At 33.7% G+C, this 13,707-nt stretch carries 11 protein-coding genes and 2 tRNA genes; 4 read left to right on the forward strand and 9 right to left on the reverse strand.

Annotation, left to right across the window (positions count from 1 at the left end):
• Window positions 1-38: 38 nt before the first annotated feature.
• The 3 genes from NWE55_RS07725 to NWE55_RS07735 all read right to left on the reverse strand — a co-directional run bounded on the left by NWE55_RS07725 (window position 39) and on the right by NWE55_RS07735 (window position 3,249).
• Window positions 39-1,346, reverse strand: coding sequence for a mechanosensitive ion channel family protein (locus NWE55_RS07725; RefSeq protein WP_155091979.1), 1,308 nt, complete (start codon window positions 1,344-1,346; stop codon window positions 39-41).
• A 204-nt stretch (window positions 1,347-1,550) separates the two neighbouring features.
• Complete coding sequence (locus tag NWE55_RS07730) at window positions 1,551-2,456, reverse strand: OmpA/MotB family protein (RefSeq protein ID WP_155091980.1); 906 nt, start codon at window positions 2,454-2,456, stop codon at window positions 1,551-1,553.
• Window positions 2,457-2,487: 31 nt separating this feature from the next.
• A complete protein-coding gene (locus NWE55_RS07735; RefSeq protein WP_155091981.1) occupies window positions 2,488-3,249 on the reverse strand; it encodes an exodeoxyribonuclease III in 762 nt (253 codons plus the stop codon).
• Between the two features lie 187 nt (window positions 3,250-3,436).
• Between NWE55_RS07735 and NWE55_RS07740 the strand changes: the two genes are divergently transcribed.
• On the forward strand, window positions 3,437-5,272 hold the full coding sequence (locus NWE55_RS07740; RefSeq protein ID WP_155091982.1) for a GNAT family N-acyltransferase: 1,836 nt from the start codon (window positions 3,437-3,439) through the stop codon (window positions 5,270-5,272).
• Between the two features lie 76 nt (window positions 5,273-5,348).
• Here NWE55_RS07740 and NWE55_RS07745 read toward each other — a convergent pair whose 3' ends face one another.
• The 5 genes from NWE55_RS07745 to serS form a co-directional block, all read right to left on the reverse strand.
• Window positions 5,349-6,290, reverse strand: a complete 942-nt coding sequence (locus NWE55_RS07745) for a 2-hydroxyacid dehydrogenase (RefSeq protein ID WP_155091983.1) — start codon at window positions 6,288-6,290, stop codon at window positions 5,349-5,351.
• A 19-nt stretch (window positions 6,291-6,309) separates the two neighbouring features.
• Window positions 6,310-7,662: a magnesium transporter gene (gene mgtE, locus NWE55_RS07750; RefSeq protein WP_155091984.1), complete on the reverse strand. Its 1,353-nt coding sequence runs from the start codon at window positions 7,660-7,662 to the stop codon at window positions 6,310-6,312.
• The gene (rsmA, locus tag NWE55_RS07755) at window positions 7,643-8,431 is read right to left on the reverse strand and encodes a 16S rRNA (adenine(1518)-N(6)/adenine(1519)-N(6))-dimethyltransferase RsmA (RefSeq protein WP_155091985.1); all 789 of its coding nucleotides are present in this window, start codon (window positions 8,429-8,431) and stop codon (window positions 7,643-7,645) included. The genes mgtE and rsmA overlap by 20 nt, the downstream gene beginning before the upstream one ends.
• Before the next feature lie 10 nt (window positions 8,432-8,441).
• Window positions 8,442-8,753 carry a DUF4286 family protein gene (locus NWE55_RS07760; RefSeq protein WP_155091986.1) on the reverse strand — a complete coding sequence of 104 codons (312 nt, stop codon included), beginning with the start codon at window positions 8,751-8,753 and terminating at the stop codon, window positions 8,442-8,444.
• Window positions 8,754-8,868: 115 nt separating this feature from the next.
• A complete protein-coding gene (gene serS, locus NWE55_RS07765; protein ID WP_155091987.1) occupies window positions 8,869-10,140 on the reverse strand; it encodes a serine--tRNA ligase in 1,272 nt (423 codons plus the stop codon).
• Between the two features lie 250 nt (window positions 10,141-10,390).
• Here serS and rseP point away from each other — a divergent pair, with 250 nt between their 5' ends.
• The 3 genes from rseP to NWE55_RS07780 all read left to right on the forward strand — a co-directional run bounded on the left by rseP (window position 10,391) and on the right by NWE55_RS07780 (window position 12,592).
• The gene (gene rseP, locus NWE55_RS07770) at window positions 10,391-11,740 is read left to right on the forward strand and encodes an RIP metalloprotease RseP (protein ID WP_155091988.1); all 1,350 of its coding nucleotides are present in this window, start codon (window positions 10,391-10,393) and stop codon (window positions 11,738-11,740) included.
• An 83-nt stretch (window positions 11,741-11,823) separates the two neighbouring features.
• Window positions 11,824-11,897 (forward strand) — tRNA-Asn (locus NWE55_RS07775).
• A 621-nt stretch (window positions 11,898-12,518) separates the two neighbouring features.
• A tRNA-Asn gene (locus NWE55_RS07780) sits at window positions 12,519-12,592 on the forward strand.
• A 75-nt stretch (window positions 12,593-12,667) separates the two neighbouring features.
• Here the strand turns inward: NWE55_RS07780 and NWE55_RS07785 are convergent.
• Complete coding sequence (locus NWE55_RS07785) at window positions 12,668-13,630, reverse strand: Omp28-related outer membrane protein (RefSeq protein ID WP_160340045.1); 963 nt, start codon at window positions 13,628-13,630, stop codon at window positions 12,668-12,670.
• Window positions 13,631-13,707: the final 77 nt, after the last annotated feature.

Genomic DNA, 13,707 nt, shown 5'->3' on the forward strand with positions numbered 1-13,707 from the left:
GTGGTGTATTGATGATCAAGTGATTGACTGTAAATCTCTTAATGTTTACTATTTGAAATGAATTGTCTCACGTCGTCAGAAGATGGTAATTCATATACTTCAAGGTGAAAATAATCTACTGCTGCAAAAACATGGTCAAAAATGTCTGCCATGACATTTTCGTAGAATACCCATTGTGTACTATTGGTAAACATGTATAGTTCAATTGGCAATCCATGTTCTGTAGGTTGTAAATGCCTTACCATTAAGAAATATTCCTTGTGGATATGGGGGTTTTGTTGCGCGTATCTCAATACATAAGCCCTAAACATTCCTATATTTGTTATTCTTCGGCCATTGACAGGCATTGATTGATCTGCACCAGTGTTGGCATTATATTCTTCAATCTCCTTTTGTCTTTCTTCGATATAAGGTTTTAATAGTTGAATCTTTTTGAGGTTCTCTATTTCATCTTTTTCTAAAAAGCGGATAGAGGACATTTTAATATTGATACTCCTCTTAATTCTCCTTCCTCCTGCATTGTGCATCCCTCTATAGTTTTTAAAGGAATCGCTAATTAGAAAATAGGTTGGTATTGTCGTAATTGTTTTGTCAAAATTCTGAACCTTTACAGTGCTCAAGTTTATCTCTAACACAGTTCCATCTGCACCAAACTTTGACATCTCAATCCAATCACCAACTCTTACCATATCATTGGTTGAAACTTGAATACTCGCCACAAATCCCATTATTGTATCCTTAAAGACCAACATTAGAATAGCCGATGCTGCTCCTAAGGATAAAAAGAGATTTGCTGGTGATTGACCTGTAATAGTTGTATAGATAAAAATTGCAGCAAAGAAATATAAGAATATTGACGAAACTTGCGAATAACTATCAATGGGTTTGTCTGCTAATTTTGGTTTTGTTTTGGCGTAATCTCTGATACTCTTGATGACTGATCTCAATACCAAAGTCAAAGCTATAATTAATAATATATTAGTTACAGCTATCATGAATTGGGTTAGATTAGGAAAGCCTTTAAAGAATATTGGAAAGAATATCTTAGCTACAAAAACAGGAATAAGATGCGTAAAATTGTGTAGTAACTTATTTTCGATTAAGATATCGTCGAATTTGGTTTTACTTTTAATAGCAAATGACTTCACTAATACAATAATAATGTTTTTGAGTACATAGTCAAATATAAACATTATAACAGTGAAGGTTAACAGTAGGGTAATAGTGGTCGTGATATGAGTTTCGTATTCTCCTAACCCAAATGCTTTGATCATTTTGTAGAACCAATTGTACAGCCCGTTAAAGTTTTCAGGATCAATGATGTTATCTATTGTAATTGAATTCAAGTTGTATTTGTTTTTTAATTACTATTCTAATGTGTTTTAACAATATAACATTATTATTTTGTTATGCAAGTTTAGTTGTTTTTAAGCTACGTTTTTCTTTTTTAACTTATGATTTTAAGTTGTGATAAGTAGTGTTTTTTGTTTTTCTGTATTTTGTTTAGGTATATTAAAAAAATGAGATAACAATTGTTATCTCATTTTATATTATAGTGCATTTAGCATTGAATTAATTTTGTCTAAGTTAGGGGTAAGTATAACTTCAATTCGCCTATTTTTCGCCTTACCTTCTGGTGTATCGTTTGATTGTAATGGTGCATATTCACTTCGCCCTGCGGCAGTTATATTGCTTTTGACTATATCTGGATTAGAGGTTATAATTTCAACGATAGCCAGGGCTCGTTTTGTAGACAAGTCCCAATTTGTTTTAACACCTTCTCCTAATTGGCCAACAATCTTGTCGTTATCTGTATGTCCTTCTATTAACACAGTTATATGAGGATTGTTTGCTAATACTTTTGACAATTCATTGACTGCTTGAGCTCCTTCCTGGTTTACAGACCAACTTCCAGATCGAAACAGCAACTTGTTTTCCATCGATACATATACACGGCCGTTTTTCTGTTCTATGCTTAAACCTTTTCCTTCAAAAGCGTTTAAAGCTGATGATAAGCTCTCTTTCAAATCGCGCATTTGCTTGTCATTCGCTGCAAGTATAGCTTCTAACTCCGCTATACGAGTTGATTTACTTGCAAGTTCACTTTTGGCTGAAGATAAGCGTGCCGCTTCAGCTTCTAAAGCATCGCGATTATTTTTTTGTAGTGTTTTATACGACTGTTCTAAATCCTTTAAGCGATTTTCAGCAGCTATGATTTCAGCATTGAGGTTCTTGCGTTCTTCTTGCAGTTCCTTTAACTGTTTAGCAAGTTCTTTCTTCCCTTTTTCTAAATCACTATTAGAACTATTAAGCATAGCTAAGTCATTAGAGAGATTGTCGTTTTCTTTGAGTGCTTCTTGATATTGCTCTTCTAAATCGTTGTATAATCTTCGGGTTACACATGATGAAAGTAATGCCGTGGCTATTAGGCCGAGTACGATCGTTCTAAGATTCATTTTTTAGCTTTTGCGTTTTATATTGCCTTTATTATTTTATAACTACTGAAATAGGACAGTGGTCAGAGTGTACAACGTCAGCTAATATTGACGCAGATTGGATGCGATATCTTAGCGTTTCTGTTACGAGGTTATAATCTATTCGCCATCCCTTGTTGTTGTTTCTTGCATTTGCTCTATAGGTCCACCAACTATAATTGTGTGGTTCCTTGTTAAACATTCTAAAGCTATCGATGAACCCATTGTTGATAAACTTGTCTAACCATGCTCTTTCTTCTGGCAAGAATCCTGATACTTTAGCATTGCGAACTGGATCGTGAATATCAATAGCTTGGTGACATATATTGTAATCTCCACAGATAACGAGATTAGGTACGTCCTTCTTAAGTTCTGTTATATAAGTGAAAAAATCATCCATATATTGATACTTAAAGTCTAAACGATCAATGTTTGATGCTGAGGGTAGATATAAAGACATCACTGAAATATCGTCAAAATCAACTCTTACATTTCTTCCTTCAAAGTCCATATAATCTATTCCCGTCCCATAAACTACATTGTTGGGTTTGTGTTTACTCAATATTGCTACACCACTATAGCCTGCTTTATTTGCTGAAAAGTAATATTGGTATGGATACCCTGCAGCAGCTAAGTCCTCTACTGGAATCTGGTCTTCTTTCGCTTTAGTTTCTTGTAAGCAAATGACATCTGCATTTTCTTCTTGTATCCAATCAATGAATCCTTTTTTGATTGCAGCACGTATTCCATTTACGTTATATGATATTATCTTCATTTTAAATTGTTTTAATAGCCCAAAAATAGAAAAATTATAAGTTTATGCTATATTACTTATGTATGTTTTAATCAGTTATTTAGGTTTTTTTTAAATGGTTTTGGAGTAAAAATCAGCTACTTATGTTGAAATAAAAGAGATTGCCTAAATATTTTAGTATATTTGTATTATTAATTATGATTATTAAATGGGGTTAGTAACAGCTAAAGAAGTAGCTAAGGCAATTAATGTTGACAAATACGGTGTTTTTGGCACATTGACTGGTTGGATGTTGATGAAAACGCTTAAGATTACTACATTAAATAAGATCTACAATAAGAATAAGCATCTTAACGATTTAGAGTTCCTAAATGCTATTTTAGAAGAGTTTCAAATTGATTTTGAGATAGATCCAGAAGAATTAAAGAGACTGCCAAAAAAAGGTCCTTATATTACTATTTCTAACCATCCTCTTGGTGGCATAGACGGTATTCTGTTGCTTAAATTGATGATGGAACACGATCCTGATTTTAAGATTATTGCTAATTTTTTACTTCACAGGATAGAGCCTCTTAAGCCTTTCATTATGCCTGTTAATCCTTTTGAGAATAACAAGGATGCGAAGTCTAGTGTGATAGGTCTTAAAGATACACTTCGCCATCTAAGTGATGGAAAACCCTTAGGGATTTTTCCTGCTGGAGAAGTGTCTACCTATAAGGATGGTAAATTAGTTGTTGATAAACCTTGGGAGGAAGGGGCAATTAAGCTGATTAAGAAAGCTAATGTTCCTGTCGTTCCTATTTATTTTCACGCACAGAATAGTAAGTTGTTTTATTTTTTATCTAAGATAAATCCAACTTTGCGTACCGCTAAACTTCCTTCAGAATTGTTAACTCAGAAGAATCGTACAATCAAGATACGCATAGGTCGTCCAATTTCAGTTGAAGAACAAAATGAGCATTATGATTTATCAGATTATGGTAACTTTTTGAGGTTTAAAACTTATTTGTTGTCTAATGCTTATAAAGGTGATATCAATCGTTGGATTAAGGTACCTTCCTTTAATTTTAAGTTGCCGAAAACGGTAAAAGAAATTGCATCTCCATCTTCGAATGATACTATTAAGTCTGAAATCGAAGCACTTCGAGAAGGTGATTTCCGTTTACTTCAGTCTAAGAATTATGAGGTTTTCTTGTGTAAGTCAGATAAGATACCGACAATTATGCGTGAGATAGGTCGCTTAAGAGAGATTACTTTTAGAGAAGTAGGAGAGGGAACAAATAATTCAACCGATATTGACCAATACGACTCTTATTATCACCATATGTTCTTGTGGGACTCAGAAGCTGAGCAACTCTGTGGAGCTTATCGTATGGGATTAGGATCTGAGATTTACAAGAAACACGGTATTAACGGTTTTTACTTGAACGAATTATTTCGCTTTGAGTCTGAATTGTATCCAATGATGGCTCAATCTATCGAAATGGGGCGTGCTTTTATTATTAAGGAGTACCAACAAAAGCCTATGCCGCTGTTCTTACTTTGGAAAGGGATTGTGCATACAACGCTGAGATACCCTGAACACAAGTATTTAATAGGAGGTGTGAGTATTAGTAATCAGTTTTCCGATTTTTCTAAATCGTTGATGATTGAGTTTATGAGATCTCACTATTTTGATCCTTTCATTGCTCAGTATGTTACTCCTAAAATGGAGTATAAGGTCAATCTAAAGGAATCTGATCGCGATTTAATTTTTAATGAGACAGATTCAGATCTGAATAAATTTGATAAAGTTATTGAGGATATTGAACCTGGTAAGTTGAGAGTACCTGTTTTGATTAAAAAGTATATTAAGCAAAATGCAAAGGTAATTGCTTTTAACGTTGATCCTTTATTTAATAATGCTATTGATGGTCTGATGTATATTAAGATTGCCGATCTACCTGAAAGTACTGTTAAACCTGTAATGGAAGAGTTTGAGGCAGAACTTGAACGCAAGATTCAAGAGGAAAATCAACAAAGAGAAAGAGAGAAGAGTATTTAATCTTTATATATTTAATTTCAACAGAAAGGGCTTAGTGTACACTAAGCCCTTTTTTATTGTATCGTGAAAAGCACAGTTACAGTTTTTTGATTTTATCTATAATTACTTGTGCTAGTTTTTCTTTACTCTCGATTGTCCATCCAGCAATATGTGGCGATAAAAGTACATTTTTAGCTTGTATTAAGTATTGCATTGGTTCTGGCAAGCTGTTCTCTGTGAACATATTTTCAAAACTTGATTTCTCATACTCTAATACATCTAATGCTGCACCTAATACTTTTTTTTCTTTTAATGCTTCAACTAAGTCTGCTGTATTAACAGCTTTACCTCTTGCTGTATTTATCAACCAAAATGGCTTCTTGCAATTCTCTATAAAAGCTTTGTTTACTAAGTTAATTGTTTGTGGAGTTTGCGGCGTATGTAAACTAATAATATCAGCTTCTTCTTGTAACTCATGAAGAGAAACTTGTTTGGCAAATTGATTTTCTAAATTGTCTTTTATATCATAGAAAATTACCTTACAATCAAAACCTTGTAGGCGTTTTGCAAATGCATTACCCATGTTGCCATAACCTATCAGACCAACAGTTTTACCCTCAATCTCTATACCTCGGTTGCCTTCTCTTATCCAAATGCCTTGTCTTACTTCTTGGTCTACTAAATTCAATTTGTTTAGTAGTGAAAGCAGCATCCCTAAGGCGTGTTCACCAACTGCTGTCCTATTTCCTTCAGGAGCTGCAATAAGTTTTACACCTTTTTGTATGGCGTAATCACAATCTATATTCTCTAACCCTGCACCAACGCGACCTATAAATTTTAAATTTGTCGCCAAATCTAAGAATTGGCGATCGATTTTAAATCGACTGCGAATAATAATGCCTTCATATTGATGGATACTTTGCTCAATTATTTCTTTAGAAGTGGTATAATCTTCTACATTTTCATATCCTAGTAATGAAAGCTCTCTTATCATTAAGGGATGATTGCTGTCAATATGAAGTACTTTTCTTGTTTGCATATTACTTTTTAGTTTTTCGTTAGAATCCTAATATTACTTTCGCAATAGAGAAGTAAATTAAGATTCCAAATATGTCATTACTGGTAGTAATAAAAGGCCCTGTTGCTAAAGCTGGGTCAATACCGTATTTGTTTAAGAAAATTGGAACGAAGGTTCCTATTAAACTGGCTATAATGATCACGCTGATTAATGCGATAGAAACGGTTATACCTATAATATAATCGACTCCTAATAGGAAGTGACTTCCCAACATCATTAAAATAGCCAAGAGAAATCCATTTAGTAAGCTTAAGGTAACTTCTTTTAATAGGCGTTTCCAGATTGATCCAGTGATAGAATTGTTTGCAAGACCTTGTACAATGATGGCTGAAGATTGTACTCCTACATTTCCTGCCATAGCGGCAATTAACGGTGTGAAAAAGAAGAGTACTCCAAATTTTTCCATTGCTCCTTCAAAGCTTCTTGAAACATTTACAGCGACAAATCCCCCAATCATCGCCAAAACTAACCATGGCAATCGTGCGCGAGTTAACATTAGAATACTGTCATTGGCCTCAACGTCTTGCGAAATACCCGCTGCTAATTGGTAGTCTTTATCTGCTTCTTCTTTGATGACGTCGACAATGTCATCAATTGTAATTCTACCTACAAGTCTTCCCATCTCATCCACTACAGGGATAGCTTCTAAGTCATATTTTTGCATTATACGAGCTACTTCTACATCTTTGGTGTCTACTTTCACATAATCAACATTGCGTATATATACATCGCTAATATGTGTTGTAGTGGATGTCGTAAGTAAATCTTTTAGGGATAAACGCCCTTTTAATCTGCTCTCATCGTCAATAACGTATATAGAGTGAACTCTTGATACATGCTCAGCTTGCTTGCGCATTTCTTTTACACAAGTAAGTACGGACCAATTTTCATTAACAGAGACAAATTCTTTAGCCATTAATCCCCCTGCTGTATCCTCGTCGTATCGCAGTAACTCGACGATGTCTTTTGCATGTTCTAAATCTTCTAATTCAGAGAGAACTTCTTCCTTCTTACCCTCAGGTAACTCTGATATAATATCTGCAGCGTCATCTGTATCTAATTCGTCTAATTCTTCTGCAATTTCTTTTGGAGAAAGACCTCTAAGAATCTTTTCCCTTATATCTTCGTCTAATTCTAATAGAATTTCCGCTGTAATTTCACTATCAAGTATGTCAAATATATAGGAGGCCTCGTCGTTCGAAAGCTCATTCATTATCTCAGCAATATCCGCATAGTGCAAATCTTGTAAAATAACTAATAGTTCTTTTTCATCTTTTTTTGCGATTAACTCCTCAATTAACTCGATAGATTCTTTACAGATTTTGAACTCCATTTGCTTCTATTGTTTTAGTAATGTTGATAAACTCTTCAAAACCTAATTGTTCAGGTCTTAAGTTAAATATTTCTTGTTCTCTAATTTCTTCTGGTAGTTGAAAGCTTTTTAAACTGTTTCGCAAGGTTTTTCGACGTTGATTAAAAGCTGTTTTTACTACGTTAAAGAAAAGTCTTTCGCTACATGGTAGAGCGTAGTTTTCTTTTCTTCGCATTCTCATTACACCTGATTTTACTTTTGGTGGTGGATTGAATACGTGTTCTGAAACTGTAAATAGATATTCTGTTTCGTAAAATGCTTGTGTAAGAACAGAAAGTATACCATAGGTTTTACTTCCTTTTTTTTCGCATATACGCTCAGCTACTTCTTTTTGAAACATTCCTGAGAACTCAGGTACATAGTCTTTTAGTTCTAATACTCGGAAGACAATTTGACTTGATATATTATAAGGGAAGTTTCCAATTACTGCAAAAGGCTCTTGATTGAACGCTCTTACAATATCAAACTTTAGAAAATCTTGTCCAAAAATATGGTCGTGTAGCTTCTCATAGTGCAAATTTAGGTAATCTACTGACTCGGTATCAATTTCGACAACGAATGTCTCAATAGGCTTGTCCAAGATATATTTAGTTAGTACTCCCATACCTGGCCCTATTTCCAACACCTTCTTATACCCATCTAATGATAGAGTATCTGCGATGCGCTTTGCTACACTTTCATCAGTTAAAAAATGCTGACCTAAGTGTTTTTTAGCTCTTACTTTCTCCATTGTTGTCTTTTTAATATTCTCGTACTAGTTCTAATTCTGTTTTAAATGTAAGCATGAGCTCGCCAAATAATTTCTTTGCCTCGCTTTCAAAACGATCAAAATCTTCTTTATAAAATTGTTGTAACAATTCCTTGCTCTTAGTTTCAAATTGAACTGAGTACGTGATTCCACCCATGTCTTCTTCTACTAATACTTTTACCATTCTAGCTTTATCAAATTTTTTTGTTGCAAGAATCCCTGGTATATAAGCGTTCTCCATCCATTTTATCCACATTTCATGAGCACTTTCATGTATGTTGATTGTGATATTGTAAATAATCATTGTAGTTTTCTTTATAAGAAGTTATAATCGTTTGAGTTGTGCAAAGATAAAAAAAGCACCAAAGTCTTTGTAAGGGATTTGGTGCTTGATATTTTATTTGTATTCAATGTAAATATTAGTCTATAATATCAAATCCTGTATAAGGTCTTAAAACCTCAGGGATTACAATTCCTTCAGGAGTTTGGTAGTTTTCTAAGATTCCAGCTAAAACACGTGGTAATGCCAACGAACTTCCATTTAAGGTATGAGCTAATTGGTTTTTTCCATCGCTATCTTTAAAGCGTAGTTTAAGTCTGTTAGCTTGGAATGTCTCAAAGTTAGATACTGAACTAATCTCTAACCATCTATCTTGAGCGGTTGAGAATACCTCAAAGTCATAAGTAAGGGCAGAAGTGAATCCCATATCTCCTCCACATAATCTCAAGATTCTGTAAGGTAATTTTAATTCGTTTAAGATTCCTTTTACATGTTCTACCATTCCATCTAACGCTTGATATGAATTATCTGGATGCTCTATGCGTACAATTTCTACTTTGTCAAATTGGTGAAGGCGGTTAAGACCTCTTACATGCGCTCCATATGATCCTGCTTCTCTACGGAAACATGGAGTGTAAGCAGTACACTTAATTGGCAATTCACTTTCTTGTAAGATTACATCTCTGAAGATATTTGTAACAGGAACTTCTGCTGTAGGAATTAAATATAAATCATCTACAGTGCAATGGTACATTTGCCCTTCTTTATCAGGTAATTGTCCTGTTCCATACCCTGATGCTTCATTAATTAAATGAGGTACTTGGTATTCTTTGTATCCTGCTTCTGTATTCTTGTCTAAGAAATAAGAAATTAGAGCTCTTTGTAATCGTGCTCCTTTACCTTTATATACTGGAAAACCTGCTCCCGTGATTTTATTACCTAATTCAAAATCAATAATATCGTATTTTTTTGCTAATTCCCAGTGTGGTAATGCTCCTTCATGTAAGCTTGGCACTTCACCTGCTTCAAATACGTTTAAGTTATCATCTGCATCTTTTCCTGTTGGTACTATATCGTTTGGTACATTCGGGATAGTATAAAGTTTTTCAGTCAACTCAGCAGAAATTGCGTTTAATTGCTCTGTAAGTTGTTTGCTCTGATCGCGTAAGTTTGATGTTTTTTCTTTGATAAGTTCTGCTTTTGCTTTCTCACCATTCTTCATTAACTCACCAATACTTTTGGATAGCTTGTTAGATTCTGCTAATACATTGTCTAATTCCACCTGTGTGCTTCTTCTTTTCTCGTCCAAAGCCAACACTTCCTCTAGCAACGCCGTAACATCAAGATTTCTCTTTGCTAATCCTTTAGCTACTTGCTCTTGATTTTCTCTAATAAAAGCTATCTGTAACATATCTATTATAATTAATTAATAGAGCAAATTTAGAAAATACTTTTCTATTAGTAGCTTTTTTGTCTAATTGTCTTACTATTTTTATGTGTTTTGTTGCTATTGACCCTTTTTATTGTCTGTCATGTTGATTTTATACCCCTTTTTTATGTGAAAGAATTGATAAATAAATTACTATAGTAAAAAAAATATGAATTACTAAAAGTAATATTCTATTTTTGTCTACTTATAGTTAAGATTGTAATATTACAAAATGGAAATACTTATTAAATTATCTCAGTTTTTATTGAGTTTATCGCTGCTTATTATTTTACACGAGTTGGGTCATTTTATCCCTGCTAAGTTATTTAAAACTCGTGTTGAAAAGTTTTACTTATTTTTTGATATTAAGTTTTCTTTATTTAAAAAGAAGATTGGTGATACGGTTTACGGAATTGGTTGGCTTCCTTTGGGTGGATATGTGAAGATTGCTGGTATGGTAGATGAGAGCATGGATACTGATCAGTTAGCTGGTGAACCACAGCCTTGGGAATTTAGATCTAAACCTGCTTGGCAACGTTTGATTATCATGTTAGGTGGTGTTTTTGTGAACTTTGTTTTAGCTTTTATTATATACATCGGAATGACTTATGCTTATGGGGACTTGTATGTTTCAAATAAGGATATGAAACACGGGGTATGGGTTCAATCGGATTTAATGAAGAATATAGGTTTGAAGAATGGGGACCGAATTGCAAAAGTTGATGGTAAAGAGTTTGAACATTTTAACGATGTTAGTTATGCTGTTCTTATGGGACATCAAATAGAAGTAGAAAGAAGTGGTGAAATGCTGACAATAGATTTGCCAACTGATTTGTTAGGTCAGCTAAGTAGTGGAGCACAAGCAGGACCTTTATTCGGATTGCGCGTTCCTTTTATTGTTACTGCTTTTCCTGAGAATTCTCCTAACGAAGGTAATTTAAAGGCTAATGATATTATTAAAAGTATCAATGGCATTGATACTCCTTTTGCTGATATGGTTATGGAACAATTAGAATTGTCTAAGGGATCTACTGTTGATGTGGTTGTAGAAAGAAATGGTAATGACGAGAAGACTGTTGCTCAAATTAACGAAGAAGGTAAGTTGCAAGTTGTTTTTGCTGCGATGCTTCCTATAAGTAATCACGAGAAACTTGGAAATTATACGATCGTTCAAGAGAAGTATTCTTTTATTGAATCTATCCCTGTCGGTATTGTAAAAGGTAAAGATAAGGTTGTTGGCTATCTTGATCAATTGAAGAAAATGGTTAAACCAGAAACAGGAGCTTATAAAGGTGTAGGTGGTTTCAAGGCTATATACGATATTTTCCCACAATATTGGAGCTGGGAAGTGTTTTGGAATATTACTGCAATGCTTTCTATTATGCTTGGAGTGATGAATTTACTTCCTATTCCTGCTTTAGACGGTGGACATGTAGTGTTTTTACTTTATGAAATGATTTCTGGGAGAAAACCAAGTGATAAGTTCTTAGAGAATGCACAAATGGTTGGTTTCTTTATACTTATTGGCTTGCTTTTATTTGCTAATGGGAACGATATTTACAAAGCAATCTTCGTGCGATAGATAAATAGTAAAAAATATGCTTATAGTGTTTGCAGGTTTTAAAAATCGTTTTATATTTGCACCGCAATAAAGGTAACACACCTTCCTCCTTAGCTCAGTTGGTTAGAGCATCTGACTGTTAATCAGAGGGTCCTTGGTTCGAGCCCAAGAGGGGGAGCAGAAAGCCAGACAGTAATGTCTGGCTTTTTTTATTGAAATTGTCTAAGTATAGATAATAACTATATTGAATTATTGTTTGAAACTTGTGTCAAGAGATAAGGAGGGTAAGCCGAAAGTTTTATTTATCTGATGAGAAGAAATTTCTAATTTCTAACAACTTTATCTATCATGTAAAAAGCAATTTAGTTTCATACTAAACGATTTAGCAGATGCTTTAATAATTCTATTTAGTCAAGTAGTTGGTTGTTTTGTAGAAAAGAGATTTTAGAATCTTTAAATGGATAGTGTAAAGTTGAGATGCATATTTTTCCTGCTAATACGTAAAGTTTTGTGTTCACAAAATAGAAGATATTTTCTTACTGTGTGCTTATAACTTACTGTGCTTGTCTAAATAGGAGTTCTGTGTGTTTGACTTTAAGTGAGACTGCCTATATTGTCGAAGTACTTGTATATGTAGAGTTCATCTTCGGTAATTAAGGTAAAAAAAATGAATTTATACTTGTTTGAACACCAAAAAGTTAGCTATAAGTATTTGTGTTTTTTGTTTTTTACGAGGTATTTTAGTTTGTAAAACTAAATTTTCTATATATATTTGCATCGCAATAAAGGTAACACACCTTCCTCCTTAGCTCAGTTGGTTAGAGCATCTGACTGTTAATCAGAGGGTCCTTGGTTCGAGCCCAAGAGGGGGAGCAGAAAGCCAGACAGTGATGTCTGGCTTTTTTTATATAAAAGAAAAAGCCTCTATGTTTACATAGAGGCTTTTTGCTATTTTACGATTTCGTAATCTTGTGTAGTATTTGCTTTTGCTATTTGAGCATTTAAGGCTTTACCATTTTTATCTAGTATTACTACAACTACTGATGTTTTTTCTAAATTGTCTAAAGTGTAGTTTTCTAAAGCTACAGTAGTTTTAAATTCTTTTGCTTTTATTGTTTCGTTTGCTGCTACTTTTATCCCTGCAAAATTGTTAGCTGCACGTAAAACATGTTGGTGCATAAAATTATTTTCCCATCTTCCTTTTCCAGTGTTGTTTCCGTATAATGGTGTTGAGTTCGCTTGTTTGTATTTTAGATCATCTTCTATTAGGTAAACGACATATTTTAATTCTTCATTGATATCGTTTGTGAATTGCAGTGATACCTTAACTTCTCCTGCAGTTTTTGTCAATTGAGATTCTATTTTTATTCCAATATTAGATTTCTCCTTAATGATATTCAACTTTTCTATTGCACCAAGAACAGCATCTTGATTAATAAAGTAACGTGGTCCGTTTGAAGTATCTTCTCCATCTATGAAATTATTTTGTAAAGCCCATGCTTTAGAATCTCTTACCCAGTATATTGATGGTAGAAACTTTGGTTTCATTAGCTTAACATAATCATTGATGTTTTTTAAACGATAGGGATCTTTTGTACTTCCATAATCATCGTGTACCGTTACAGTAATGATTTTATCTTTTATACTCGTTGTTTGCAACTCGTCAAGTATAAATGCTGCATAAGGACATGCAGGACATCCAACAGAGGTATAATCTTCTACTAGTGTTTTGTGTTTGAAGAAGTTTGTTTCTTTTGGATCTGGATTTGGAGTTGGATCTGGATCTGGTTTCGGATCGATAATCTCGTCTTTTTCTTTTGTGTTGTCATCGCTTGAACAAGACGTGAATGTTAAAAATGCCGTGAATAAAGCAAATAACATTGCAAACTTAAATAGGTTTCTTTTTTTCATTTTTAATGTGTTTTTTGGTTGATTTGTGTGTAAAAATAAATATTATTTTTTTTAAATGTACACAAAAAGTTTAATTA

The organism is Myroides albus, from assembly GCF_024722315.1.
GTDB lineage: Bacteria > Bacteroidota > Bacteroidia > Flavobacteriales > Flavobacteriaceae > Flavobacterium > Flavobacterium album_A.

Excerpts from the sequence above, each read along its gene's own strand:
- NWE55_RS07745 (WP_155091983.1), bottom strand. The coding sequence starts at position 6,290 with ATGCAAACAAGAAAAGTACTTCATATTGACAGCAATCATCCCTTAATG.
- NWE55_RS07760 (WP_155091986.1), bottom strand. The coding sequence starts at position 8,753 with ATGATTATTTACAATATCACAATCAACATACATGAAAGTGCTCATGAA.
- mgtE (WP_155091984.1), bottom strand. The coding sequence starts at position 7,662 with ATGGAGTTCAAAATCTGTAAAGAATCTATCGAGTTAATTGAGGAGTTA.
- NWE55_RS07735 (WP_155091981.1), bottom strand. The coding sequence starts at position 3,249 with ATGAAGATAATATCATATAACGTAAATGGAATACGTGCTGCAATCAAA.
- rsmA (WP_155091985.1), bottom strand. The coding sequence starts at position 8,431 with ATGGAGAAAGTAAGAGCTAAAAAACACTTAGGTCAGCATTTTTTAACT.
- NWE55_RS07730 (WP_155091980.1), bottom strand. The coding sequence starts at position 2,456 with ATGAATCTTAGAACGATCGTACTCGGCCTAATAGCCACGGCATTACTT.
- serS (WP_155091987.1), bottom strand. The coding sequence starts at position 10,140 with ATGTTACAGATAGCTTTTATTAGAGAAAATCAAGAGCAAGTAGCTAAA.
- NWE55_RS07785 (WP_160340045.1), bottom strand. The coding sequence starts at position 13,630 with ATGAAAAAAAGAAACCTATTTAAGTTTGCAATGTTATTTGCTTTATTC.
- rseP (WP_155091988.1), top strand. The coding sequence starts at position 10,391 with ATGGAAATACTTATTAAATTATCTCAGTTTTTATTGAGTTTATCGCTG.
- NWE55_RS07740 (WP_155091982.1), top strand. The coding sequence starts at position 3,437 with ATGGGGTTAGTAACAGCTAAAGAAGTAGCTAAGGCAATTAATGTTGAC.